Source organism: Rhodobacteraceae bacterium LMO-JJ12, from assembly GCA_021555075.1.
GTDB lineage: Bacteria > Pseudomonadota > Alphaproteobacteria > Rhodobacterales > Rhodobacteraceae > JAKGBX01.
Genome location: JAKGBX010000001.1, coordinates 1,739,522 through 1,765,327, shown reverse-complemented (window position 1 = coordinate 1,765,327; position 25,806 = coordinate 1,739,522). Strand labels below are relative to the sequence as shown.

Below are 25,806 nucleotides of genomic sequence, written 5' to 3'. Positions count from 1 at the left end.
AAAATTCCATGTGGCAAAAAATTTTGCTGCATTGACACCTTTGGCTGAAAACAAATTTACAAAAAAATCGTTCGGTTTAGCGCTCTTATTACAATTTTTTCAAAATTCCCTATAGTGTCTTTGACATTGAAAGCTGCTCGCGCTGCCTGATCAGGCGACATGCCGCGTCTTTCATTAATGCTCAAGGAGGAACCAGAATGCCCAGCGATACAGCAGAACGCAAAAGCTATGCGCCATCCGCGGAGATGGTCGCACGCGCACATGTTGATGCAGCCAAATACGATGAAATGTATGCGGCCTCGATGAATGATCCTGATGCATTCTGGGGAGAGCATGGCCTGCGCCTTAACTGGATCAAGCCCTATACCAAGGTGAAGAATACGTCGTTTCAACCCGGCAAGGTTGACATCAAATGGTTCGAGGATGGCACCCTGAACGTGGCGGCCAATTGCATCGACCGGCATCTGGAGACCCGCGGCGATCAGACGGCAATCATTTTTGAACCCGACAATCCGAATGAGGACGCGCAACATATCACCTATCGCGATCTGCATCGCTCGGTCAGCCGGATGGCCAATGTTCTGAAAAAGCTGGGCGTGACCAAGGGCGACCGGGTCGTGATCTATCTGCCGATGATCCCCGAAGCGGCCTATGCGATGTTGGCCTGTGCGCGCGTCGGCGCGATTCACTCCATCGTTTTTGCAGGATTCTCACCTGATGCTCTGGGCGCACGTGTGAACGGTTGTGATGCCAAGTTGGTGATCACCGCCGACGCCGCACCGCGCGGCGGACGCAAGACCAAGCTGAAAGACAACGTCAACCAAGCGCTGCTGCATGATGTTGATGAGGTGAAATGCCTTGTGGTCAAGCGCACCGGAGATCAGGTGGCATGGCGCAAGGGGCTGGATTTCTGGCTGCATGAAGAGATGGAAACCGTGGGCGACGATTGCCCACCCGAAGAAATGAACGCCGAAGACCCGTTGTTCATCCTCTATACCTCGGGCTCGACCGGGCAGCCCAAGGGCGTGGTGCATACCTCGGGCGGCTATCTGGTGTTTGCGTCAATGACGCAGGAAATCACCTTTGACTATCACAAGGGCGATGTCTTCTGGTGCACGGCGGATGTGGGCTGGGTCACGGGCCACAGCTATATCGTCTACGGGCCTCTGGCCAATGGTGCGACCACGGTGATGTTTGAGGGCGTGCCGACATACCCGGATGCCAGCCGCTTTTGGCAGGTCTGCGAAAAGCACAAAGTTACGCAGTTTTATACTGCGCCAACCGCACTACGCGCATTGATGGGCCAGGGCAATTCGTTCGTGGAAAGCTGTGATCTAAGCAGCCTGCGGGTGCTGGGCACCGTGGGCGAGCCGATCAACCCCGAAGCTTGGAATTGGTATAATGACGTGGTTGGTGGCGGGCGTTGCCCGATTGTCGATACATGGTGGCAGACCGAAACCGGCGGCCACATGATGACTCCCCTGCCCGGCGCGCATGCGACCAAGCCCGGCGCCGCGATGAAGCCGTTCTTTGGCGTGAAGCCGGCGGTATTGGAGCCGACATCGGGCGAGGAAATACTGGACTACCCCACCGATGGGGTGCTGTGCATCGCAGACAGCTGGCCGGGTCAGATGCGCACCATATGGGGTGATCATGAGCGGTTCGAGAAAACCTATTTCGGCGATTACAAAGGCTATTACTTTGCCGGTGATGGCTGCAAACGCGATGAGGACGGCGATTTCTGGATTACCGGTCGTGTCGATGACGTGATCAACGTTTCAGGCCACAGAATGGGTACCGCCGAAGTGGAAAGCGCGTTGGTGGCGCATGCGTCGGTGGCCGAGGCGGCGGTGGTCGGCTATCCGCACGACATCAAGGGGCAAGGCATCTATTGCTATGTCACCCTGATGAACGGGGTCGAACCGAGCGAGGAGTTGCGCAAGGAACTGCGCACTTGGGTGCGTCAAGAAATCGGCCCGATTGCCAGCCCTGATCTGATCCAATGGGCGCCGGGCCTGCCGAAGACCCGCTCGGGCAAGATCATGCGCCGCATCCTGCGCAAGATCGCCGAGGACGATTTCGGCGCGTTGGGCGACACCTCGACACTGGCGGAACCCGGCGTTGTGGATGAACTGATCGAAAACCGTATGAACAAGGGGTAAATGCCATGACCTCTTCAACCACGACAGTTGCGCCCGTTTTGATCCTTCTCGGCCCTCCGGGGGCCGGGAAAGGCACGCAGGCGCGTAAACTGGAAGAAAAATTCGGGCTTGTGCAGCTTTCGACCGGTGATCTTCTACGCGCCGCCGTGGCGGCGGGCACCGACGCAGGCAAGGCCGCCAAAGCGGTAATGGAGGCCGGTGATCTGGTCAGCGACGAGATCGTCATCGCCATCCTGCGCGACCGTCTGATTGAGTCTGACTGTGTGCGCGGTGTGATCCTTGACGGGTTCCCGCGCACCGGCGCGCAGGCTGAGGCGCTGGATGCGCTGCTCTCCGAAACCGGTGGGCGGATCAACGCAGCGATCAGCCTTGAGGTGGAAGATTCCGAAATGGTGACGCGCATTTCGGGGCGCTTTACCTGCGGCAACTGTGGTGAGGGCTATCACGATACGTTCAAGCCCACTGTTAAGGACGGCGTATGTGACAAATGCGCCAGCACCGACATGAAACGGCGCGCCGATGACAACGCCGAAACCGTGGCGCAGCGGCTTGAGGCCTATCACGCCCAGACCGCGCCGTTGATTGCCTATTACGAAGGGCGTGGCGTGCTGCAACGGATTGATGCCATGGGCGATATCGCCGCAATTGGCCAAGGGTTGAGCGCGATTGTCACCAAGGCAGTCGCGTAAGGGACGGCGGGAGCGCGGATGAGCCGCGCTCTTGTAAGGAAATCTGGAACGAAGGGGAGGACGCTTCATGTCCGACAACTCATCCAATAACGCATATTGGTCGACCAATTTGCGCATCATTCTGATCAGCCTCGTCATCTGGGCGCTGGTCTCTTTCGGGTTCGGCATCCTGCTGCGCCCAATGCTGAGCGGTATTGCCGTCGGCGGAACCGACCTGGGCTTCTGGTTTGCCCAACAGGGTTCGATCCTTGTCTTCCTGGCGATCATCTTTTTCTACGCATGGCGTATGAACAAGCTCGACCGGGAACACGGCGTCGAAGAAGAATAAGAGGGATCACGAGAGACAATGGATCAGTTTACAATCAACCTGCTGTTTGTGGGCGCGTCATTCGCGATCTACATCGGCATCGCGATCTGGGCCCGTGCGGGCTCCACATCAGAATTCTATGCCGCAGGCCGCGGCGTCCATCCTGTCACCAATGGCATGGCCACGGCGGCGGACTGGATGTCGGCGGCCTCATTCATTTCAATGGCTGGGCTTATCGCCTTTACCGGCTATGACAACTCAACCTACCTGATGGGTTGGACCGGTGGCTATGTGCTACTGGCGCTCTTGCTGGCGCCTTACCTGCGCAAGTTCGGCAAATACACCGTGTCGGAATTCATTGGTGATCGTTTTTACAGCTCGACCGCGCGGCTTGTCGCAGTGCTCTGTCTGATCATCGCTTCGACCACCTATGTGATCGGCCAGATGACCGGCGTGGGCGTGGCCTTTGGCCGTTTTCTTGAAGTTTCCAACACAACCGGTCTGCTGATCGGCGCTTGTGTGGTGTTTGCCTATGCCGTTTTCGGCGGCATGAAGGGTGTGACCTATACCCAGGTGGCGCAGTATGTCGTGCTGATCCTAGCCTATACCATTCCGGCGGTGTTCATCTCGCTGCAACTGACCGGCAATCCGGTTCCCGCATTGGGCCTGTTTGGCGATCACGTCGCCAGCGGCGAGCCGTTGCTGGCCAAGCTTGACGCCATCGTCAAGGAGTTGGGCTTTAACGAATACACAACGCAGCATGGCGACACGCTCAACATGGTGCTCTTCACCCTGTCGCTGATGATCGGCACCGCCGGTTTGCCGCATGTCATCATGCGCTTCTTCACCGTGCCGCGCGTGGCGGATGCCCGCTGGTCGGCCGGTTGGGCGCTGGTCTTCATTGCGCTGCTTTATCTGACCGCACCTGCGGTTGGGGCGATGGCGCGCCTCAACATCACCGAGATGATGTGGCCAAATGGCGGTATCGAAGGCGGCGCCGTAACGCTTCAGCAGATCGACGAAGATGAGCAGTATGACTGGATGGCAACGTGGCAGACAACCGGTCTTCTCAACTGGGAAGACAAGAACGGCGACGGCGCGATCCAGTATTACAACGACAACAACGCCGATTTGCAGGCGCTGGCGACAGAGAAAGGCTGGTCCGGCAACGAATTGACCAACTTCAACCCGGATATCCTGGTGCTTGCCAACCCGGAAATTGCCAACCTGCCCTCCTGGGTGATCGGTCTGGTGGCGGCGGGTGGTCTTGCGGCCGCGCTCTCGACTGCGGCGGGCCTGCTGCTGGCAATCTCTTCGGCGGTCTCGCACGATCTTATCAAGGGTTCGATCAATCCGCGCATTTCGGAAAAGGGCGAGCTTTTGTCAGCGCGTATTGCCATGGCCGTGGCGATCGTTGTTGCGACCTATCTGGGTCTGAACCCACCGGGCTTTGCAGCACAGACAGTGGCCTTGGCCTTTGGGCTTGCGGCAGCGTCTATCTTCCCAGCCCTGATGATGGGGATCTTCTCGACCAAGATCAACAATGTCGGTGCCGTGGCGGGTATGCTGTCGGGTCTTACCGTGACGCTGGTCTATATCTTCCTGCACAAGGGATGGTTGTTCATTCCGGACACCAACAGCTTCACCGATGCCGATCCTCTGCTCGGGACGATCAAATCGACATCGTTCGGTGCGGTTGGTGCCGCGATAAACTTTATCGTGGCTTATGTTGTATCGGGAATGACCAAGGAAACTCCGCAGGAGATCAAGGATCTGGTGCAAAGCGTACGCGTTCCACGTGGCGCAGCAGCGGCCCAGGATCACTGACGGAATGCGGCGGGTGACCCCTTCGTGGCCGCCCGCCCTTTGGTAATCTGGTCCTGTCCGGTAGAGATCGGGCAGGACTTTTCATTTTGATGCAAGGCTGAACCAAAAAAATGCCGCTGACCCACGAGCAGATCCTGAATTTTCTGAAATCCGTGCATCCCTATGACGCGCTGCCGCTTGACGCGCTGTTAGAGTTGGTGCCGCAGTTTGACGTCTGGAAGGTCGCGCGGGACTTTGCGGTGTACGATTTCGGGGAAAAACTACCGGGGCTGTTTCTCATCTATGAAGGTGCGGTCGAGATCCGTGATGAAAACGATGAAGTGGTCAGTCATCTTGGTCTGCGAAATTCATTTGGTGAACGTGGCTTGATGCGCGATGGCATTGCGATGACATCGGCGCGCGCCGATGAGAACTCGATCCTGCTGGTGCTGCCTCCTGATGCGTTTCATGCGATGCTCGCCGCTCAGGCACCGGCTGCACGTTTCTTCGATCGCGCCCGAAGCCCCCGTCCGCGCGGCAATGATCTGGCCACCAGCCGCGTTGAGACCCTGATGGCAGGTGATCCGATCACCTGCAAACCCGAGACCACGGTGCAGCAGGCCGCACGCAAGATGCGTGACAAGCGGGTTTCTTCGCTCTGCGTGATCGCGCCGAAAAAAACGCTGATCGGCATCGTTACGACCCGCGATCTTTCGGGTAAGGTTTTGGCCGAAGCGATGGCGATGGATACGCCCGTTTCAGAGGTGATGACCGCCGACCCGATCACGCTGGCTCCTTCTGCTATCGGCTCGGATGTGCTGCATCTGATGATGGAGCGTCGCATCGGGCATGTACCGATTGTCGAGGCGGGACGGTTGGTGGGGATCGTCACGCAGACAGATCTGACCCGGTTTCAGGCCGTCAGTTCGGCCGAATTGGTCAGCGAGATCGCCCATGCCGAAACCGCAGAGGCCATGGCAACGGTCACCGCGCGTATTCCGCAGCTTCTGGTGCAATTGGTGGCAGGCGGCAACCGCCACGAAGTTGTTACACGTCTGATCACCGACATCGCCGATACCGCCACGCGGCGCCTTCTGACACTGGCCGAGGCCAAGCTGGGACCACCACCAGTTCCCTATCTGTGGCTCGCTTGTGGCAGCCAAGGACGGCAAGAACAAACCGGTGTGTCGGATCAGGACAATTGCCTGTTTCTCGACGATGGCGTGAGCGACGCCCAAAGGACGGGCTATTTTGCCGATTTGGCAAAGTTCGTCAGCGATGGGCTTGATACCTGCGGTTACGTCTATTGCCCGGGTGACATGATGGCGACCAATCCACGCTGGTGTCAGCCAATGCGCGTCTGGAAAAGCTATTTCGCAGGTTGGATCCGCAAGCCGGACCCGGAAGCGCAAATGCTCTCTTCGGTAATGTTTGATTTGCGCCCGATCGGCGGGGATGCGGCGCTTTTTGCGGATCTGCAGAGCGAAACGCTGAAAGCGGCCAGCGAGAACTCGATCTTTGTCGCCCATATGGTGAGCAATTCCTTGAAACATGCGCCACCGCTGGGGTTGTTGCGCGGGCTGGCGACGATCCGCTCGGGCGAGCACCGGCGCGCGATAGACATGAAACACAACGGCGTGGTCCCGATTGTCGATCTGGCCCGGATTTACGCCTTGCAGGGGCAGCTTGTGCCGGTCAACACGCGTGCGCGGCTGGAAGAAGCGCGTGAGAAAGGACAACTCTCGAAGTCGGGAGCAAGCGATCTGCTTGACGCGTATGATCTGATCGCGGAGACTCGGCTATTGCACCAGGCGCGACGGATCAAAGCCGGAGCGGCGCCGGACAATTTTCTCAATCCCAGCGATCTGTCGGATTTTGAGCGCAGCCATCTGCGTGACGCCTTTGTGGTGGTAAAGACCATGCAATCAGCCATCGGCCACGGGCGCGGGATGTTGAGTTAGACCAGTTCCCACCGGCACCCCGGGAGGATCGGGTGGCGATGGGGCGATAATGGGAGGAATGCCATGTTTTTCGAATTGGTCGCCACGATTGTGGCCGGGATTGCTGCTGCGGGCGTGGTGATGTTGATCAACAAGCTTGTGGGCGGGCGCATCGCGAAATGGTTTTTGCCGGTGGCGGCCGCTGGGGCCATGCTCACTGTTACGATCGTCAACGAATATGGCTGGTTTCCACGCACCAAGGTCAATCTGCCCGAGGGGTTCATCATCGCCGAGACGGTGGAGAACAAGGCGCTCTATCGTCCCTGGACTTACGTGCGCCCCTATGTCGAACGCTTTGCCGCGATCAATGCCGGGTCGCTTAAGACCCACGCCGCGCAGCCCGGTTGGAAACTCGCCGATGTGTATCTGTTCGGACGGTGGGCGCCGGTGCACAGGTTTCCCGTATTGGCCGATTGCCAGGGCACGCGGCGCGCGGCACTGACCGATGGCGTCGCGTTTGGCACGGATGGTCAAATCGCCGGAATCGAATGGGTGCCGGTCGCCGGGGACGATCCTATCCTTGTCGCAATCTGCGGAGCGGGTTGATGTTTGCCCGACTCAGCCTGCGGCTTCGTGTTTTCCTGTTCTTTCTCTTCATCGCCGTGTCGGGAATTGTGATTGTCGGCCTTGCGCTGTTGGTCGGTTATCGTCGGATGGAGACCGGCGCGGAAGCTTCGGCGTTTCTCTTTGCAGCAATTTTATCGGGTTTCGGGCTGATCGCGGTGTCCGCGGGGGTCTGGCTTTTGTTTGATGAAAATGTCGCCAAGCCAATCGAACGTCTGGCCGCGAGCATGCGCAGTCGTGCTCATGCTGGGGTCAATATTTCGCTGAATGCGCATCAGGCGCGATACCTCGGCGATCTTGCTCCGGCGGCAGAGGCGGTCAGTGGGCAGCTGTCGCAATCAACGATGGAGGCCGCAGAAGTGGTCGCAAGCCAGACCGCAAAGTTGGCAGCGGATAAAGATCGTCTGACGGCGCTTCTCACCGAGATTCCCGTGGCCATGGTGGTGATCAGCCCGAACCATCAAATCGTGCTCTATGATGGTCAGGCAGCGGCTGTTCTGGGTCAGGTGCATGTGCCACGGCTCAACGCTTCGATTTTTGATTATCTGCGCGAGGAAGAGCTTCTGAGCGCCCACGCAGAACTGATGCAAACCCGCGCCGAAGTGCGGTTTGAGGCCCGCGGAACCGAGGGCAACCTGAGCTTTGAGGCGCGGCTGAAACCCTTGGGGCATGCGCCGGGTTACATGATCGTGATTGACGATACGCACGCGCTGATCCCGCCCGACGCCGCGCGCCCGTTGATCTATGATTTTGATCTGATGGCTCAGGAGGTGCAGCCTGAACTTGAAAACCGGCCTATCGCGGCGCTGACCTTTGTGGTGTTTGATACCGAAACGACCGGGTTGCAACCCAACCGAGACGAGATCGTGCAGATTGGCGCGGTGCGCGTGGTCAATGGCAAGATCGTGCGGGGCGAAGTGATCGACCAGTTGGTCAATCCGGGCATGAAAATCCCCCCCGCTTCGACCAAGGTGCATGGGGTGAGCGACGCGATGGTTGCGGATGCGCCAGATATTCACACAGCCGGGCGGCGTTTTCATGCCTTTGCACGAGAGTCCGTTATTGTTGCGCATAATGCGCCCTTTGACATGGCGTTCTTGCGCCGACACGGGGCAGCATCGGGGCTTACCTGGGATCATCCTATCCTCGACACGGTGCTACTCTCTGCCGTGCTGTTTGGAGCGAGTGAAACGCATACGCTTGATGCGCTTTGCGAAAGGCTGGGGGTGAGTATTCCGCCCGCGCTGCGCCACACGGCTCTTGGCGACGCACAAGCCACGGCCGAGGTGCTGTGCAAAATGCTTCCCATGCTAAGTTCGCGCGGATTTGGGAGTTTTGGCGAGGTGGTGTGCCAGACCCGCAAGCACGGACGGTTGTTGCAGGATCTGAACTGAGCCGAGGCCCTTGCCCGGCTCAGACGGATTGCAACAGTGTTTCAACGCGGGCGCACACCTCCTCCGCCGCCTTTTCGCGCACCGGACCATAGCCCCGGATGTCCATCGGGGCTGCAAGGATTGCTTGAATGGTTTCAGGTGACAGTGACGTCGCACACTCGACCACGCGGCTCAAAACCCCTTCGAACCATGTCAGCAGTTCCCGATCCAGCTTGCGATCAGCGGAGAAGCGAAACGGGTCAAGAGCTGTGCCGCGCAGCCCTTTCCTGCGTGCAAGGAAGCGCAAAACAGGGGACATCCATGGACCAAACTCACGCTTCTTTGGACGGCCACGAGTGTCTTTTCCAAGCGGAAGCAACGGCGGCGAGAGGTGATACCTCACCTTGAAGTCACCTTCGAATTCTCGTGCCAGCTGTTCGCCAAAACCCATCTCGCTGTGGAGGCGTGCAACCTCGTATTCATCCTTGATGGCCATCAATTTGAAGAGCGATTTTGCGGCAAGCATCAGGGCAGTTTCTTGCAACGGTTCGGGCAATTCTCCTTGGAAAGCCGACAATGAGTCGCGATAGCGCGTGGCATAGGCAGAATCCTGATAGCCGGTGAGGAATTCGGCGCGCCGATCAATCAATTCCTCAAGCGTCTGCGCCTTGGGGGCCTCATCACGCATGTAGGTCATCAATGCCTCGGGGTTGCCTGCCAGCACGCGGCCCAGATCAAACGCACGGGCGTTCTTTTCGACGGCAACGCCATTCAGCAAGATCGCCTGTTTCATCGCCAATACGCTTACCGGGACCATGCCGCGTTGCCACGCCGCGCCCAAAAGGATGATATTGGCGAAAACGCTGTCGCCCATCAAGGTTTCGGAAATCCGGTTGGCATCGAAGGCCGTGACATGGTTCGTGCCAACGGTCTTGCGGATCAGGGCTTCGCGTTCGTCGACCCTGAGATCGGCATCGCGATGCAAGACCAGATCACCGGTGGGCATTTCGGCGCGGTTGAGCACCACTTGGGTTCCCTTGCGGTAATGCAGTGAGGCCTTGGGGGCCGAAGCCACCACCGCATCACAAGCAATCACCGCCTCGGCACCGCGCGCTTCGATCCGCACCTGGTTGATCGCATCGGGTGTATCGGCGAGCCGGACATAGCCCAGCACGGTGCCGAATTTCTGCGCGAACCCGGTGAAGTCGAGCACACTCGACCCTTTGCCTTCGAGATGCGCCGCCATGGTGACGAGCGCGCCCAACGTCACCACGCCGGTGCCGCCAACCCCCGCGACCAGCAGATCGTAGGGCGTATCGAGTGTGGGCAGGTCGGGCAATGGCAGCGCTTCGATCAACCCGGCCACGTCGATATCCGCCATATCACGCTTGCGCCGGGTGGCGCCTTCGATAGTCACAAAGCTGGGACAGAAACCATTCACACAGGTGAAATCCTTGTTGCAGGTATTGAGGTTGATCTTGCGTTTGCGTCCGAATTCGGTCTCTTTCGGCTCGACGCTCAGGCAATTGCTCTCGACCGAACAATCGCCGCAACCTTCGCAGACAAGATCATTTATCACCGCGAATTTCTTCGGGTCTTCCAGCGTGCCACGCTTGCGGCGGCGTCGCTTTTCGGTGGCGCAGGTTTGCTCGTAGATCAGCACTGTGACGCCAGGAATTTCGCGCAATTCGCGCTGCACGGTATCGAGCGCATCGCGGTGAGTGAAGGTTGTCCCGGCCGGGAAGTCGGAGCGGTTGAATTTGCCCGGATCATCCGAAACCAGAGCAATGCGCTGCACCCCCTCACCCCGGCAGGTCTGGGCGATACCGGCCACGCTGACGGGGCCATCTACGGGCTGACCGCCGGTCATCGCAACGGCATCGTTGTAGAGGATCTTGTAGGTGATGTTGGTGTTTGCGGCGACGGCCTGACGGATGGCGAGTGAACCGGAATGATACCAAGTGCCTTCGCCGAGGTTCTGGAACTTGTGATGACCCCCACAAAAGCGCGATGCGCCAACCCAAGGCACCCCTTCTCCACCCATCTGGGCATAGCCGTCGGTGTTGCGATCCATCCAGCTTGCCATGACGTGACACCCGATGCCCGAACCCGCCGTACTGCCATCGGGCAGTTTGGTCGAGCTGTTGTGCGGGCACCCCGAGCAGAAATAAGGCGTGCGGGTAGCGCCGGGCAGGCTGAGAACTGGGGGTGGTGTTTCGGTGAGCGCGCGGGCCTTCTCGGGCAAGTTCTCGCCCGGAAAGAACGCATCGAGCCGATCAGCGACAATCGGCGCCAAGATCAAGGGAGAGAGTTCGCCTGTCCAAGGGATCAGCGGCTCGCCAATGGCGCGATGCTTGCCCACCATCCGTTCGGGCTTGGCACCGGGCCAGTCATAGAAATACTCTTTGAACTGGCTCTCGATGATGCCGCGTTTCTCTTCGACGACCAGCACTTCCTTCTTGCCGCTCACAAAAGCCAACGCATCGCGGCGCGCCAGCGGCCAGACCATGCCGACCTTGTAAATGTCGATGCCAAGTGTCCGGCATTTCGCTTCGTTCAGACCCAGCAGGCGCAGCGCCTCCATCAGATCAAGATGGCCCTTGCCGGTGGTGACGATACCGAAGGTGGCGTCGGAAATGTCATAGATGCGCCGATCAATCGGATTTGCCTCGACAAAGGCTTCTACCGCGTCGAGCTTGTGACCGATACGGGTTTCGATCTCGACACTGGGCAGATCGGCGCGGCGCACATGCAGACCACCCTTGGGATAGGTATAGTCAGGCGTGGCAAACACACGCGAAGGCAGCAATTCGACCGATTGCCCGGCCTCGACCGTTTCGGAAATTGCCTTGAACCCTACCCAAGCGCCGCTGAAGCGCGACAACGCCAGCCCGTATTCGCCGAACATGAGATATTCGGCGATGCTCGCCGGGTTGAGCGTCGGCATGAACCACGCCATGAAAGCGACGTCGCTCTGGTGCGGCATCGACGACGACACACAGCCGTGATCATCTCCCGCAACCACCAACACGCCGCCATTGGGCGACGAGCCATAGGCATTACCGTGTTTCAGGGCATCGCCCGAGCGATCCACTCCCGGCCCCTTGCCATACCACATCGAGAAGACACCCTCGACCTCGCAAGCAGGATCGAGAGCGGCCTGTTGCGCCCCCAATACGACCGTGGCACCAAGGTCTTCATTGACTGCAGGGAGGAATTCAATCTTGTTCTTTTCAAGTTGATCGCGGCTGCGCCAGAGTTCGAGATCTACCCCGCCCAGAGGCGACCCGCGATAACCTGAAACAAAACCGGCAGTGTTCAGCCCCGCCGCACGGTCACGGCGCGCCTGATCAAAGATGATGCGGACAAGGGCCTGTGTACCGGTCAAAAACACTCGCCCATCTGTGCGCGCATACCGATCAGTCAGCTTGTAGGTCTCAAATGCAGGTTTTGGGGTCGACATCGCGGGCTCCTTGAATTCAGCGCTCAGTATAGATCAAGAGCCTTGAAAAATACGGTCAGATGTCGGATGAATATCTGCAAATCTGGCAAATATTTTCAAAACGGCTGCCATTCCGGGAAACCATTTCATGCCTGCACTCGACGCGGTCGATTCTCAGATCATTACGCTTCTCAAGGAAGACAGCCGCGTGTCAGTCGCTGTTCTTGCCGAAAAGGTTGGGCTTTCGACCTCGACGTGTTGGCGGCGGATCAGCGCGCTCGAAAAACGAGGCGTGATCCGCAAGTTCAGCATCGTGACCGATGACGCGGCACTTGGGCTTGCGTTCAAGGCCATCGTTCATGTCCACCTGGCCCGGCACAGGCGCCCCGAAATCGAAGCCTTCTACAAGGCGGTACGCGCCAAACCAGAGGTGCGCGAATGTTACGCCACCACCGGGCAGTCAGATTGCCATCTTTTCGTGCAATGCGCCGATCTGGCGGCGTATAACAGATTTCTCGACGGATTTCTCTATGACATGCCCGCCGTGGCCAGCGCTCAGACCAACGTGGTGCTGCGCACGATCAAGTCCGAAGCCTGACGCCGCCCCTATCCGACCTGACTAGATGTCATAGGTGGGCAGCTTGTCCAAGGCCGCTTTCAACGCATCGCCCCAGCCCGATGCGATAGAATGGTAAACTGCGTCTTGAGCTTCGATTCGCCCCTGCCGATCAGTAGAAAAGCAATCATTTTCATACACATGCACATCGAATGGCAAGCCGACCGAAAGGTTCGACTTAACCGTTGAGTCAAACGAGACCAACAGCAACCGCAGGGCTTCGGGAAAGCTCAGATCGGGATCATAGGCGCGCACGAGGATCGGTTTGCCGTATTTCGTCTCGCCGATCTGAAAAAACGGCGTGTCGTCTGTGATCTCGATGAAGTTGCCCTGCGGATAGACAAGAAAGATGGTTGGCTTTCCGCCCTTGATCTGACCGCCGACAATGACAGACGCGCTGAATTGATCGTCCGAGGTCTGGCCCGTGGGGCTGGAATAGGCGATCACTTCCTTCAGAGTCGCCCCCACCAGGCGCGCTACCTGAAACATCGACGGTTGATTGAGGATGCCGGGGTCGCGATCCTCGACCGCCTGCGAGCGTTCCTCAAGCAGGCTGATCATCGCTTGCGTCGTGGCCAGATTGCCCGCCGTCATGATCGTGATGGCGCGTTCACCGGGCACTGACCAGCTGAACATCTTGCGGCTTGTCGAAAAATTGTCGACACCGGCATTGGTCCGGGTGTCTGCCATGAACACGAGGCCGGTGTTGAGCCGCATCCCGACACAATAGGTCATCCGAGTCGTTCCCAGGGAGGTATTCCCTATCACTGATTTACTGCTGGACCTGCAAAGATACAATCATCGACTCAACCGCCACACCATGACGCAGTCCCGAGATCGGCGCGGCATCATGGGCATCGCGCCCGATCGCGATGCGCGCATAGCGTTCGTCAGGTGCGACACCGTTGGATACATCAAAACCGACCCAGCCCAGCCCATCGACATGCACCTCGGCCCAGGCATGGCTGGCATCCTGATCAACCCTGTCGTTCATCATCAGGTAGCCACTGACATAGCGCGCGGGCAACCCTGCGAGACGGGACGCAGAAATAAAGATGTTGGCGTGATCCTGACAGACGCCGCGCCCGATCTCGACCGCGCCCTCGGCTGTGATGCTGGTGTCGGTATGGCCTGTGCCGTAGGGTACCGCCTCGATCACCGCCGCCGAGAGTTCATGCAATCCGTTGAGTAAGCTGTCGGCGCGCGCCACAGTGTTGGCCAGTTTTTCGATACGCTTTCCCGGTCTGGTCAGAGCCGTCGGCTGTGCGAAATACCAGAGCGGTGCGCGGCCATAGACCATCCCGAGAACACCGGCTGAATCACGCGTGTTGACCGTGCCGTGCGCCCTGATGATCAGCTTTCTCGTGCCGATATCGGCGCTGACAAGATCAACGTGGTTGCCGTAATGATCGCGATAGCTGGTTTCGATCTTGCCGCCTTCGATTTCGATCTGCCAATCCTCGATCTCTTGCAACTCGGACGGCAGAGGGCGCAGTCTTACCTTTTGCAGCGCGTAATCGACGGGCACGTCATAGTCATATTGCGTCGTATGTTTGATCCGAAGCTGCATCTATCTGTTGAACCTGTAATCCTGTTCGATCTGTTGACCGAGGCTCGCTATATCGCGCAGTAACGAGCCGATAAATTCGTGCAGACCTTCTTCGAAGATCGACCCGATATCGCGCCCCTTAAGCCGCGCATTGAGCGCCTCTGCCTGCGCGAGGCAGGGCCGTTTGTCGTCGTATTCTTCCGCAAGGTAGGTCAGATATTCAACAAGGCCCGACGCGCAGAACGCCAGTGAGCGCGGCATGCGTCGATCCAGAATCAGGAAACTGGCGATACCTGTCGGGGTATATCCGCCATCAACCGCCCCGCGATAAGAGCGATAGGCAGAGACCGAACGCAGGATCGTTTCCCACTGAATATTGTCCATCCGGCTACCTACCAGTGCGGGCGACGGCAACAACGCATAGTATTTTACGTCGATGATCCGGGCGCTACTATCGGCGCGCTCGATCAATGTCCCCAGACGGCAGAAATCATACGAGTCTGTGCGCAGCATCGTTCCGTGCATCGCACCGCGCACCAGCGCGGATTGGTGGCGGATGGTGGCAAGAACCTCGGGCAGATCGGTTTCCGGGATCGGCGCGCTCAGCACGTCCTTCAGGAGCATCCATGTTTCGTTCACCGCCGACCAGACTTCTGACGTGAGCGCGGTGCGCACCAGGCGTGCATCATCGCGCGCCGCCTTGATGACCGACAGGACCGAACTTGGATTATTAGCGTCGCGCAGCAGGAAATCTGTGACATGGCTACTGTCATAGCTTGAATGTTTGGCCTCATAGGCCGATTGCGCCGCCGAGGTGACGATGACCGATTTCCATTCGCTTTCCGGGTCGGTCGAACGGGTAAGCGCCATGCGAAACCCAGCTTCTATAAGGCGCGCGGTATTCTCTGCCCGCTCAAGAAAGCGAAACATCCAGTAAAGTCCACCTGCGGTTTTTCCCAGCATGTCAGCCTTTCAACACCCATGTGTCCTTGGTTCCGCCGCCCTGGCTTGAATTGACCACGAGGCTGCCTTCGGTCAGCGCCACGCGGGTAAGCCCGCCCGGTGTGATTTCGACCCCATTGGGCGAAACCAGCGCGAAGGGGCGCAGATCGACATGGCGCGGTGCAAGGCCGGCTTCGGTAAAGATCGGCACTGTCGAGAGCGACAAGGTCGGCTGGGCGATATAGTTTCCCGGACGTTCCTTGAGCTTGGTGGCGAAAGCGGCGATTTCGCTCTTGCTTGCTGCGGGACCGACGAGCATGCCATAGCCGCCCGAGCCATGCACCTCCTTGACCACCAGATCAGCGAGGTTGTCGAGCACGTATTTGAGTGCCTCGGGCTCGGCACAGCGATGCGTTTCAACGTTCTTCAAGATCGCCTTCTCGCCAGTGTAAAACTCGACGATCGCGGGCATGTAACTGTAGACCGCCTTGTCATCGGCGACGCCGGTACCAGGTGCATTGGCGATGGTGATGTGGCCCGCACGATAGATATCCATGATCCCTGGAACACCCAGCATCGATTCCGGATTGAACGTAAGAGGATCAAGAAACTCATCGTCGACCCGGCGATAGATCACGTCGATCACCTTGTAACCGCATGTCGTGCGCATCGCGATTCGACCATCGACAACCCTGAGATCATGGCCTTCAACCAACTCGACGCCCATCTGGTCGGCGAGAAAGCTATGCTCATAGTAGGCAGAGTTGTGGATCCCCGGCGTCAGAACCACGACACATGGGCGCCCGTCGCAGTTTGCGGGCGCAGAGGCCTCAAGCGAGGCACGCAAGGATTTGGGGTAATCGCTGACGCCCTGCACCCTGATCCGGCTGAAGAGCTCGGGGAACATCTGCAGCATGGTTTCACGGTTTTCCAGCATGTAGCTGACACCCGAGGGCGTGCGCGCGTTGTCTTCGAGTACAAAAAAATCATCTTCGCCGGTACGCACGATATCGGTGCCGACGATATGAGTATAGACATCGCCCGGCGGGCTGAAGTCGATCATTTCTGGCAAGAACGCATCGTTTTGCGCAATGAGGTCGTACGGAATAACCCCGGCACGCAGGATTTCCTGACGGTTGTAGATATCGTGCAGGAAGGCGTTGATCGCGCGCACCCGCTGGTCGATGCCAATGGACAGTTTCGTCCATTCCTTGTCCGACATTATGCGCGGCACCAGATCGAACGGGATCAATCGTTCTTCGGCATCGGCCTGACCGTAAACGTTAAAGGTAATCCCGGTGCGTCGAAAGAAGGCTTCGGCCTCCTGAGACTTACGTGCCAGCCGATCGGTATTTTGTGCGGAAAACCACGTTTCGTATTCGCCATAGGGATGGCGAACCCCGGTTTCGGAAGTCATTTCGCTGAAATGCTTTTGTTTTGCGCTCATGGCCAAAGCCTAGGGTACTGCAAGCACTTTGCAACCTGTAAGCGCGACTATCCGCCTCGCCTGTGGATTATTCACCAGTTTTGGGCAAAAAACCGGCGCTTTGGCCGCGGGGCCTACGGGGCGGTTCAATAGTCACGTTCAAAGAAAATCCCCAGGCTGGTCGTGCCGTCAGAGTTAGCGCTGCCGCGTCCGGTGACAGATGGCGATATCTGGATGTTGAGATTAATCTCGCTTTTGCCGTCGCTGCCGACCGTGACATCGGTGTAGATTTTGTCGGAGATGTATTTTCCGACCGTTGCTTCCGTCTGACCATCCTCGCCGGTGCTGATATCAAGATCGTCGAGCCCGAAATTCTGGCGCAGTTTATCGAGCAATCCGCTGCCACCGCCCGCCAACGTTTGCACGGCAGCTGCCAATTGCACCGCTTGTAGGGCCGAAATCTGCGTCAGGTCGCGGCCAAACAACAACTGAGCCACAATTTCATCTTCCGGCAGGCCCGGGTTGGACGAAAATGTGATCTCAGGGGCCGACGCCAACCCCTCAAGTATGATACGGATCTCTGCGTCTTCTGTGCTGGTGCCCGCAACAAGGTAGAGATAGGGGTCAAAGCCACCTTGCAAACGTGCGTAGCCTTCGCTGAGCGTGAGCCGCTTGCCAAGGATTTCCAGCCGTCCGCGGATCAAATCGAATTGGCCGCGCGGCACCACATTGCGCGTCGTTCCACCCAGCCGCAATTCTCCGCCCAGTTCGGCATCAAGCCCACGCCCGCGCACGAATATGCGCGAGGGCGCACGCAAGAGGATATCGATGGGATAACTCGCGCGGGCGCCACCACCATTTCCACCCCCTTGATCGAGCAACCCGGCGCGCGCGCGAGTCTGTCGCACATCGGCAGGTTCGTTAATGTGTTGCAGGCCAGAGAGTACTTCGGGTATCGCGGGGCCGGCTTCGGTAATCTTGATCTCGGTTGCACCCAGCGTCAGATCAGCGGTGATCTGCGCGCCTGAACGCAGCGGACCACGCAGGGTGATCCGGCCGCTAACGCTGGTGTCGTAGACCGCTCCGTCGCTGATTCCGACACTGGACAATTCGATGCCGATATCACCATTGAACGGCGACGTCAGGATAACCGAACCATTGACGCTGGCCTGTCCGCCGCTGGAAAAGGTCCCGCGACCGTCAATATTGGCGCGCCCACCCGACAGGCTGATCGTGGCCACGATCGGCGTAACACTCAGCTTTTGCTCTGGCAGGATCAATCGCCCACCATCGGTTGTGACCTGGCCCGAAAGCGAATTCAGGGCCAGCGGGCCAGCGAGCGATAAATTGAAACTGGCCTGCCCTGCCACCTGATTGGGGGTGATGTAGGTATTGGCCAGTTCAAGCGGAACCGTGCCGGTGATCGACAAATCCGCGCGACTTGCATTGGCAGCCACCTGACCGGATACGCGCGCGCCTGTCCCCCCCGGTCCTGTGGCGTTGATATCAACCTGCCAGCTCTGCCCGACCAGCTCGGCTGTGCCTTCGGCACTGGCCGGACCGCTTACGCCCGGAGCGATGAGGGCCAGATCGCGCAATGAAGCGTCAAAACGCAGCGCCGTGGTGTTGTCTGTCACCGTGCCAGTGACCAGAGCGCGGCCTTGTGGTGTGATCATCTCGATACGGTCGGCGGTGATGACGCCGCCGGGCCCACGCAACACTTTGCCGGTGAGGGTCGCCTTGCCGCGCAAGAGCGGTTCAGCCATTTGCACACCAAAGCCCAAACTCTGTGTCGTGGCGTCCAACGTCGCTTCGAACGCGCCGTCGCGCGGATCAAACCAGCCGTCGATTACAGCCTCAGCACCGCCTGACAAACGCCGTCCTGCAAGCTCAGAGAAGGGCGTCAGCGTCTGGACTGCGCCGTCAACTTGCCCGGTAATCCGGGTGACTTCACCCCTGGCAAGCATGACAACTGCCTTGGTCGTGGCGCGCGCGCCGCCCGGGCCGGTGGCTTGCAGGTCAACCGCCCAATCCGTTCCCGTCTGGCGCAGATTGCCCGACAGGGTTGCAGGGCCGGAAAGCCCAGCCGATATGGGCGCCGTGTCGGTGATTTTGCTGTCGAGCGTGAGTGCGCTTAGCCCGGTGGCAAGCGTTCCGGAGACATCGGCACTGAGTTGGTCGTTCGTGATCTTAAAGCGGTCGATGCTGGTGCCGGCTTCATCACGTCGGACCGCCAGATCGAGTCGGCTTTCCCCGACCAGAAGCGGATCAATGCGCGGCTGGCCAATGCGCAGTTCAGTGCCAGTGCCACGGGCCGTGACATCAAAAATCCCGGAAAGCGGGAAGACCGCACCCGAAACCTCGAGCACCGCGCCACCTTTGACATCCATGCCACTAAGGCTTGCAAAGCGCGACAGGTCCTCGGCCTTGAGCGACACCTTGCCTTCTGCCGAGAGGTTCAGCTGATCGCTCAGACCTTTCAGCGTGGCGCGACCGTTTAGCCCGTAATCTGTGCCGCTGACCACCAGATCGTTGAGCTCAAGCGGAGCGTCTTCGGACCAAACGAAATGCAATCCCCCCGTGAGGCGAGGCCCGATTGCTTCGGCCAGAGCCGGGTCGCGCGGCGCGATTTCAAGCGCGGCATATGTGGCATTGCCGCGCAGCTGGCCAATGGCGCTACCTTCGCCTTGAACCAAGCTTCCAGAGCCGGTCAAGCGCAGTTCGCCAATATCGATTTCGGAGCGTTCAAGCGCGTCCACGGCGATTTCAGCACGCCAGGAATCGCCCACGGCACGATCATAATCGAGCTTCAATTGCGCGCCCGTCACACGGGTTTGCCCCCCCGGCAGAGGCAGAAGAACGGGCGCGCCGCTGTCATCAGCGATCTGCCCGGTCAAGGAAAACGCTTCGGGCCAGCTGTCGGCCCCAAGGGCAAGTTGGCCAGCCAACTGAAGCGCGCGGGTGTTCAGTTCCAGGTTATCAAGCTCGAGACGACCATCTTCCTGGCGTGTGCCAGAAAGCTTGAGGCGGATATCGGGGCCGAAAAATGCTCGATAATCAGGCAGGAACAGCGGCGCGATGTCACCGCCCAAATCTGCGGTGAAGGCACGGTAGTCAAGCGTGTCGTCATCAATCGGGGATGATCCACCCGTCAATGTCACCTTGCCCTTGAGACGTGGCGTTTCGTCAGTCGCCAACTTTATGTCAGCAGCAAAATCATCGAGCGGCCCCGCGCCCTTGATCGCAAGATCGATCGAAGGTCTGCCCGGAAGTCCGATCAGATTTGAGGCAATGCCGTTCTCAGTTTCCGAAAGGGACAACGCCAGATCGAGAAAGCGCGTGGCATTGGTGTAGTTAGCCTTGAGCGTAAGATCGCCTTTGGTGCCGTCGATCCGATTGATGGCAAGTGCGGCCTGCCCTGCCCCATCCACAAGTTGCGCCGACCCTTGTAGCGAAACCACTGCAGCGGCGCCAAAAAGCGCTTCGCCGAGCGAGACCTTGTCAACCTTGAGTGTGCCAATCTTTACCGACACGGGCAGATCGGGCAATGCAAAGCCTGATGCTTCGGGTGACGGGACGCTTTCAGTGCCGATCTCAGGAGCGCGTGGTAGCAGAATTTCCTCGGCGGACAATTCGGTGATGTCGAGATCACCGCGCAAAAGCGATGCGCGGTTCCAATCGAGCGTTAGCTTGCGCAGGGTGATCCAGACGCCCTTGTCATCCGCGATGGTCAACTCGTCAATAGTGGCGCGACTACTGAGTGCACCGGCAAAACCGGTGATGCGCACCTGACGCCCGGCATCCGACAGGTTGTCTTCCAGAAACGCCTGAAGATAGCCGCGATCATCCTCTGCGCTCTGAGCGTTGGCGTCGACAAATGGCAAAACCAATGCGAAAATCGCCACGATATAGAATGCAAGGCGCTTCAAAACGCTTGTCCTATACCGATGTAGATCTGGATGCCGTCGCCGGTCGCGCCGCTGATCGGGGCGGCTACATCGAGCCTGAGCGGTCCGATCCCAGTGTTGTAGCGCAAACCGAGCCCAGCACCGGCATGCCAATCACCTGAACCGTCGGAAAAACCGTTGGCGCCGATAAAACCGGCATCAACAAAGCCGACGATACCGATGGATTCGGTGATTTTCGCGCGCAATTCGGTCGAGGCGCCAAGGAACGCCTTGCCGCCGGTTCGATTTCCACCGCCGAGATCAACACCCAGAGACTGATAGGGCTGCCCACGCACGGTGCCGCCGCCACCGGAATAAAACAGGAAATCAGGCGGCAGATCGGCCAGCCCCGCGCCGAACACCGAACCGACCTGCAACCGCCCGGCCAGCACGAAATTCTGATTGTCATCGAGACTGCGGTAAGCCCGACCATCGGCGTGAAAACGCAGCCCCCCCCCGCCCCTGTCAACATCGGCGAATGGAGTCGTGCGGGCCTTGAGATAGAAGCCCGAAGTCGCGTTCAACTTGTCATCGCGCTTGTCCCAAATCACCTCGCTCGGCATTGTCACCAGGAAGAACTGGCGATTGCCGAAGGCGTCGCGGGTCTCGGAATAGCGCAGACCAAGCCCGAGCTCGACGGTGAGCGTGTCGGAAAAGGTTCGCAATACGCCGGCACCAACGCTCGATTGCCACGAACGATAGGTCGGCTCGTCCTCAAAGGATGTGCTGGCGAAAACAAAGGCGTCGATATCGCTGCGAAAAGCCGCCGGAATATCGAGACGCGCATCAATACCGTAGTCGATTCCACTGGTCTGCCCGCCGATCCCCGCAACTTCGCCGTCGATACGAAAACGTTCTGCCCCGCCAAGAAGGTTACGGTGCAACCAGAAACCCGACAGTGCGAGTCCCTCGAACGAAGAAATCTCAGCGCCGAAGCCAAAGCGGCGCGGCTTTTCATCGACCAATTCGAGTTCGATATCCATGCGATCGCCGGGGCCTAGCGTATCAGCTTCGGAGAGCGCCACCGATGAAAACGCGCCAGTGCGGCGCAGACGTTTGGCGGCGGCCGTCTTTTCTTCAGGCGAAAACACTTGGCCGGTAGGCAATCCGGCAATACGCTGAATGCGTTCGGCACGCACCGCGCTCGGGGTCATCTGACGCAGGTTGCCAAAGCGCACCAGCGGACCAGGAGAAAGGCGGAACCGAGCCGCAAGCGTGCGCGAGGCATGGTTTGCATTGAGCTGTTGGTCGCGCAAGGTTACCTTGGCATGTCCCGCGTCGCGCCAATCTTCGACGGCGCTGTCCACTGTCTCCTGAAGCACCGTACTGCGCGCGATGGCGCCAGAGCGAAAACCTTCCGGCGGGCGACTTTGCGGCGGCAGCGGTGCGATCTCGGCGGCACCAAATCGGAAGGGCGCCCCCGGATCGATCCGAATGGCCACATCTTTGATCTTTGTCGGCAATGCAAACGTCGGCATCTCCGAGGCTTCGCGCCCATCAAGCCGGATATGAACGGTGCCACCGTAAAATCCGTTGGCATAGAGCACCCGCAAGAGACGCCCATAGTCGGCCTGGGCAGCAGCCACGACGGCGCGCGATGTCGCCGCCGCGTCACCCCCGGTTTCTGCCACAAGCGAGGCTGCGAGTAGTTCCTTACGCAGATCGGCATCATTACCCACAACATCAAACTGGCGCAGTTCTGCCGCCGTCGTCGGCCAAACCAACACCCCCCAGCCAAAAATGGCTGCGGCAGCTCCGGCGAATGCCTTGTTCTTTGCCTGTTTCAACACCGCGTCACCATTGTTTGGTGTTTTCTATTTGCCCTGATCATAGCGAAACACCGAGCAAACCACCATCCGGATTCACAGTTATTGGGTGCTGCACAGCACACGTTCTTGCAAGAGGTGGTGCAATGATCCCTTTGATGTGTCTGTCACGACTGCCGGTCTGGTTGGTCATTTCACAAGAGCAACGTCCGGCGCGCAGTATGGTTCCCGTTTGCTTGATTCTCCAACTTGCGCGAAAAAGACTGGCGGGCAGGAAGAAGCGTCTTCGGTGCGTTAGCCCAGCTTGCTGGTTTGATAAAGGTGCACGCGCGTGCCGCCATGCAATACCGGTGATCCAACCTCAAACGGCAGGTCCATCGCCTTGGCCAGCCCTGCATCCGAGGTGACAACCGCCACGCGCCAGCCGGAAAATCGCGTTCTCAGCACCTGCCCGAAACTGCCGTAGAGCGCAAAAAGCAACTTGCGGTTGCCGATCCGCCCCCCATAAGGCGGATTGGCAATGACAAGACCGGGCGGCCCATCTGGTGGTTGTAACTCACTGACCGGCTGACAGGTGAACTCGACAAGATTCGCCACCCCGGCCCGCTCGGCATTGGCGGCAGCATTGCGCACCGCCCCCTGATCGCGATCGAACCCATAGAAACGCGCCTTTGGCGTTTCACTGCTCTGTCGTTTCAATGCCGCGAATTCGGCCGCATCGAACCCTGCCAACCGTTCGAAAGCAAACGCCCGGCTGCGGCCAGGTTGTAATCCGGCTGCAATTTCTGCCGCCTCGATCGGAAAAGTACCGGAACCGCACATCGGATCCACCACCGTCTCGTCGCCGCGAAACCCCGCTTGCCGCAGAAACAACGCCGCAAGATTCTCACGCATCGGCGCCTTGCCAACCGCCGGTTTGTGGCCGCGCTTGTGCAAAGCCTCACCCGAGCTGTCGAGACTCAAGGTAACCAGATCGTCCTCGATCCGCACTTTTATGACCAAATCCGCCTCTTTGTGCAACGGCGTGCCGAGTTCTTCGGAAATCGCTCGCTCAATTCGCTCCTGCGCTGCCCCGGCATGATAAATCTTTGACTTGCGGCACGTGACCTCCACGCGCACCGGCACGTCCGTGCGCAGCACTTTGCCCCAGTCGAACTTGCGCGCTCGCTTGTCGAGTTGTGCAAGGTGAAAGGCCCTGAATTCCCCAAGCCGCACCAGAACCCTCGCTGCGCCGCGCATCTCGAGATTGGCGCGCCAAACCTCTGACCAGCCACCCCGCGTCTCAACCCCGCCGGTAACGGCCCTTACCCCCGCAAAGCCTAGCGCGCGCGTTTCTTCGGCCAGTGTATCTTCCAGCCCCGGCGCGACCGCCATGAATATCCCGAATTCTTCGCTCATAACGCCGCTGATACCTGCAAAGCGCTGTCGTGGCGATCCGAAATTCGCCCATCCCGCTTCCTCTGACTATAAATATCCTGGGGGGATCGGGGGGGGCTGGCCCCCGTCGGTCGGATTGCGCAGCAATTCGAAACCACGCTCAGCCCAAGGCGTCGGCAAAATGCTCCAACAATCCGGACTTGAGAATCTTTCCAGTCGGCGCCGCGGGTAATTCCTGTGCAATTACGATCTGCGCAGGCACCTTGTAGGCCGCCAGCCGGTCGCGCAGGAACGCCTGCAAAGCCGCTTCGCTTAAGCCAGCCCCTTCTCGACAGGTAACGAACGCCACCACCTCCTCGTTGCCTTCCACCTTGCGTCCAACCACCGCTGCAACAATCACATCCCGATGTTCGGTCAGCACAGCCTCGACCTCGGCAGGATAGACGTTGAACCCCGAATGGATGATCAGCTCCTTGGTGCGGCCAACGATATGCAACCGCCCGGCCTCGTCAAATCGCCCCAGATCGCCGGATTTGAACCAGCCATCCTCGGTGAACACCGCCGCCGTCTGCTTGGGATCGCGAAAATAGCCCAGCATCAGTTGCGGCCCGCCGATCTCGACCTCGCCTATCCCCTCTTCGCGGTTTGCGCCGGGTGCGTCGAGGTTAACACGCAATTTGCTGCCCAGCATCGGCACCCCCACCGAAATGTCAGGATCGCCCTTGGCGTTGCGCGTGGCGCATACTCCGGCAGCGGTTTCGGTCAGCCCATAGCCGTTTTGCAGGGCGATACCGTAAAACGCTTCGGCCTCCCGCTTCCACGCCGGATCCAGCGGCGCCCCGCCCGACGAGGCAAACCGCAGAAGTCCTGCGCGATAGTGCCTCTCGCCGCGCGCGCGTGCATGGTGAAAGAGATGCGCATGCATCTGCGGTACAGCGGGTAGAAGCGTTACATCCTGCACCAAAGCGTCATAGAGCCGCGCCACATCGAACCGCGCTTCCAGACGTGCAGCGGCCTGTGCGCGGGTGACGGCCAGGATTGTCACCAGGCCGAAGATATGGCTCATCGGAAGTCCCAGATAGGCGACGTCGCTGGATATGATCCCGCGCATTTCCTCCGAGGCAGCAGCAGCAGCCAGCATCGTGGCATGGCTTAGCATGGCGCCCTTCGGTGCCCCTGTCGTGCCCGAGGTGTAGAGCATTACCGCCACTTGCCGCTCAGCATCCGCACAAACAGGCTCGGGCGTAGCGCCTGCCCGCGCCTTGATCGCAACCTCGCCCAGTGCACCGGGAATGCGCTCTGCCTTCATGACCTCGGCCTGTGCCGCCGGTGCGTTGCCGGTCTCCACGGTAAACACTACGGCGGCGGCATCACAGTGGCCTACTATCCGGTCTATCTCGGCCTCGGTCAGGCGGGCGTTGATCGGCACTGCGATTGCATCAATCATCGACGCGGCAAAGAGATACGCCACCATGACCGCCGAGTTTTCCAACACGATCACCACCCGGTCCCCCGGTCGAACACCGTGCGTTTTCAGCACTTCACAGGCCGCGTTGGCGGCTTTATTCAGCGCACGCCAACTCACGCGTTTGTCGTCGAAATCCACCAAGGCCAGCTTGTCGGCACGCGCCTCGGCTGCCGCCTCCATGAGATCATGTATCCGCATGAGCATCCTCCCTATCTCCACCCTGACGCGACCCTGCGTGCCTGTCACCCCGGTGCGAACGTAATGTCGTTACGTCTTTTCGCAATTGCGCCTCACTTCGCCCGGCACGCCGTTCCGATTGCTCACAATCGCACGACTTGAAACTTTTTTCATTTCATCCTGCTGCATGGTTTG

Annotated in this window: 17 protein-coding genes; 8 read left to right on the top strand and 9 right to left on the bottom strand. The window is 59.1% G+C overall.

What is annotated here, in order from left to right; all coding sequences use genetic code 11:
* The first annotated feature begins 197 nt into the window (after positions 1–197).
* The 7 genes from acs to LZG00_08385 all read left to right on the top strand — a co-directional run bounded on the left by acs (position 198) and on the right by LZG00_08385 (position 8,922).
* Positions 198–2,162 carry an acetate--CoA ligase gene (gene acs, locus LZG00_08415; GenBank protein MCF3594022.1) on the top strand — a complete coding sequence of 655 codons (1,965 nt, stop codon included), beginning with the start codon at positions 198–200 and terminating at the stop codon, positions 2,160–2,162.
* 5 nt (positions 2,163–2,167) lie between these two features.
* Positions 2,168–2,851, top strand: coding sequence for an adenylate kinase (locus tag LZG00_08410; GenBank protein ID MCF3594021.1), 684 nt, complete (start codon positions 2,168–2,170; stop codon positions 2,849–2,851).
* A gap of 67 nt (positions 2,852–2,918) precedes the next feature.
* Positions 2,919–3,179 carry a DUF4212 domain-containing protein gene (locus LZG00_08405; protein MCF3594020.1) on the top strand — a complete coding sequence of 87 codons (261 nt, stop codon included), beginning with the start codon at positions 2,919–2,921 and terminating at the stop codon, positions 3,177–3,179.
* Between the two features lie 18 nt (positions 3,180–3,197).
* On the top strand, positions 3,198–4,985 hold the full coding sequence (locus LZG00_08400) for a cation acetate symporter (GenBank protein MCF3594019.1): 1,788 nt from the start codon (positions 3,198–3,200) through the stop codon (positions 4,983–4,985).
* Between the two features lie 110 nt (positions 4,986–5,095).
* A complete protein-coding gene (locus tag LZG00_08395; protein ID MCF3594018.1) occupies positions 5,096–6,925 on the top strand; it encodes a DUF294 nucleotidyltransferase-like domain-containing protein in 1,830 nt (609 codons plus the stop codon).
* A 63-nt stretch (positions 6,926–6,988) separates the two neighbouring features.
* On the top strand, positions 6,989–7,510 hold the full coding sequence (locus LZG00_08390) for a hypothetical protein (protein ID MCF3594017.1): 522 nt from the start codon (positions 6,989–6,991) through the stop codon (positions 7,508–7,510).
* Positions 7,510–8,922: a 3'-5' exonuclease gene (locus tag LZG00_08385; GenBank protein MCF3594016.1), complete on the top strand. Its 1,413-nt coding sequence runs from the start codon at positions 7,510–7,512 to the stop codon at positions 8,920–8,922. Before LZG00_08390 ends, LZG00_08385 begins: the two co-directional genes overlap by 1 nt.
* A 19-nt stretch (positions 8,923–8,941) precedes the next feature.
* Here the strand turns inward: LZG00_08385 and LZG00_08380 are convergent, their stop codons facing one another.
* Positions 8,942–12,364: an indolepyruvate ferredoxin oxidoreductase family protein gene (locus tag LZG00_08380; GenBank protein ID MCF3594015.1), complete on the bottom strand. Its 3,423-nt coding sequence runs from the start codon at positions 12,362–12,364 to the stop codon at positions 8,942–8,944.
* 127 nt (positions 12,365–12,491) lie between these two features.
* On the opposite strand from LZG00_08380, the gene LZG00_08375 reads away from it, so the two are divergent.
* The gene (locus tag LZG00_08375) at positions 12,492–12,941 is read left to right on the top strand and encodes an Lrp/AsnC family transcriptional regulator (protein ID MCF3594014.1); all 450 of its coding nucleotides are present in this window, start codon (positions 12,492–12,494) and stop codon (positions 12,939–12,941) included.
* 21 nt (positions 12,942–12,962) lie between these two features.
* On the opposite strand, the gene LZG00_08370 is transcribed toward LZG00_08375, so the two are convergent.
* The 8 genes from LZG00_08370 to LZG00_08335 all read right to left on the bottom strand — a co-directional run bounded on the left by LZG00_08370 (position 12,963) and on the right by LZG00_08335 (position 25,632).
* Positions 12,963–13,694, bottom strand: a complete 732-nt coding sequence (locus tag LZG00_08370; GenBank protein ID MCF3594013.1) for a peptidase — start codon at positions 13,692–13,694, stop codon at positions 12,963–12,965.
* A 37-nt stretch (positions 13,695–13,731) separates the two neighbouring features.
* Positions 13,732–14,529 carry a transglutaminase family protein gene (locus LZG00_08365; protein MCF3594012.1) on the bottom strand — a complete coding sequence of 266 codons (798 nt, stop codon included), beginning with the start codon at positions 14,527–14,529 and terminating at the stop codon, positions 13,732–13,734.
* Positions 14,530–15,471 carry an alpha-E domain-containing protein gene (locus LZG00_08360; GenBank protein MCF3594011.1) on the bottom strand — a complete coding sequence of 314 codons (942 nt, stop codon included), beginning with the start codon at positions 15,469–15,471 and terminating at the stop codon, positions 14,530–14,532. It abuts the gene before it with no gap.
* A gap of 1 nt (position 15,472) precedes the next feature.
* On the bottom strand, positions 15,473–16,897 hold the full coding sequence (locus LZG00_08355) for a circularly permuted type 2 ATP-grasp protein (protein MCF3594010.1): 1,425 nt from the start codon (positions 16,895–16,897) through the stop codon (positions 15,473–15,475).
* 125 nt (positions 16,898–17,022) lie between these two features.
* Positions 17,023–20,805, bottom strand: coding sequence for a translocation/assembly module TamB domain-containing protein (locus tag LZG00_08350; protein ID MCF3594009.1), 3,783 nt, complete (start codon positions 20,803–20,805; stop codon positions 17,023–17,025).
* The gene (locus LZG00_08345) at positions 20,802–22,610 is read right to left on the bottom strand and encodes a BamA/TamA family outer membrane protein (protein MCF3594008.1); all 1,809 of its coding nucleotides are present in this window, start codon (positions 22,608–22,610) and stop codon (positions 20,802–20,804) included. Before LZG00_08345 ends, LZG00_08350 begins: the two co-directional genes overlap by 4 nt.
* 273 nt (positions 22,611–22,883) lie before the next feature.
* Positions 22,884–23,987, bottom strand: a complete 1,104-nt coding sequence (locus LZG00_08340) for a class I SAM-dependent RNA methyltransferase (protein MCF3594007.1) — start codon at positions 23,985–23,987, stop codon at positions 22,884–22,886.
* 139 nt (positions 23,988–24,126) lie between these two features.
* A complete protein-coding gene (locus LZG00_08335; protein ID MCF3594006.1) occupies positions 24,127–25,632 on the bottom strand; it encodes an AMP-binding protein in 1,506 nt (501 codons plus the stop codon).
* Positions 25,633–25,806 lie beyond the last annotated feature (174 nt).

What these genes read in the sequence shown, in the direction of transcription:
- LZG00_08380 (MCF3594015.1), bottom strand. Translation starts at nt 12,364, where the DNA reads ATGTCGACCCCAAAACCTGCATTTGAGACCTACAAGCTGACTGATCGG.
- LZG00_08340 (MCF3594007.1), bottom strand. Translation starts at nt 23,987, where the DNA reads ATGAGCGAAGAATTCGGGATATTCATGGCGGTCGCGCCGGGGCTGGAA.
- LZG00_08410 (MCF3594021.1), top strand. Translation starts at nt 2,168, where the DNA reads ATGACCTCTTCAACCACGACAGTTGCGCCCGTTTTGATCCTTCTCGGC.
- LZG00_08390 (MCF3594017.1), top strand. Translation starts at nt 6,989, where the DNA reads ATGTTTTTCGAATTGGTCGCCACGATTGTGGCCGGGATTGCTGCTGCG.
- LZG00_08375 (MCF3594014.1), top strand. Translation starts at nt 12,492, where the DNA reads ATGCCTGCACTCGACGCGGTCGATTCTCAGATCATTACGCTTCTCAAG.
- LZG00_08355 (MCF3594010.1), bottom strand. Translation starts at nt 16,897, where the DNA reads ATGAGCGCAAAACAAAAGCATTTCAGCGAAATGACTTCCGAAACCGGG.
- LZG00_08360 (MCF3594011.1), bottom strand. Translation starts at nt 15,471, where the DNA reads ATGCTGGGAAAAACCGCAGGTGGACTTTACTGGATGTTTCGCTTTCTT.
- LZG00_08395 (MCF3594018.1), top strand. Translation starts at nt 5,096, where the DNA reads ATGCCGCTGACCCACGAGCAGATCCTGAATTTTCTGAAATCCGTGCAT.
- LZG00_08385 (MCF3594016.1), top strand. Translation starts at nt 7,510, where the DNA reads ATGTTTGCCCGACTCAGCCTGCGGCTTCGTGTTTTCCTGTTCTTTCTC.
- LZG00_08370 (MCF3594013.1), bottom strand. Translation starts at nt 13,694, where the DNA reads ATGACCTATTGTGTCGGGATGCGGCTCAACACCGGCCTCGTGTTCATG.
- LZG00_08335 (MCF3594006.1), bottom strand. Translation starts at nt 25,632, where the DNA reads ATGCGGATACATGATCTCATGGAGGCGGCAGCCGAGGCGCGTGCCGAC.
- acs (MCF3594022.1), top strand. Translation starts at nt 198, where the DNA reads ATGCCCAGCGATACAGCAGAACGCAAAAGCTATGCGCCATCCGCGGAG.
- LZG00_08405 (MCF3594020.1), top strand. Translation starts at nt 2,919, where the DNA reads ATGTCCGACAACTCATCCAATAACGCATATTGGTCGACCAATTTGCGC.
- LZG00_08400 (MCF3594019.1), top strand. Translation starts at nt 3,198, where the DNA reads ATGGATCAGTTTACAATCAACCTGCTGTTTGTGGGCGCGTCATTCGCG.
- LZG00_08365 (MCF3594012.1), bottom strand. Translation starts at nt 14,529, where the DNA reads ATGCAGCTTCGGATCAAACATACGACGCAATATGACTATGACGTGCCC.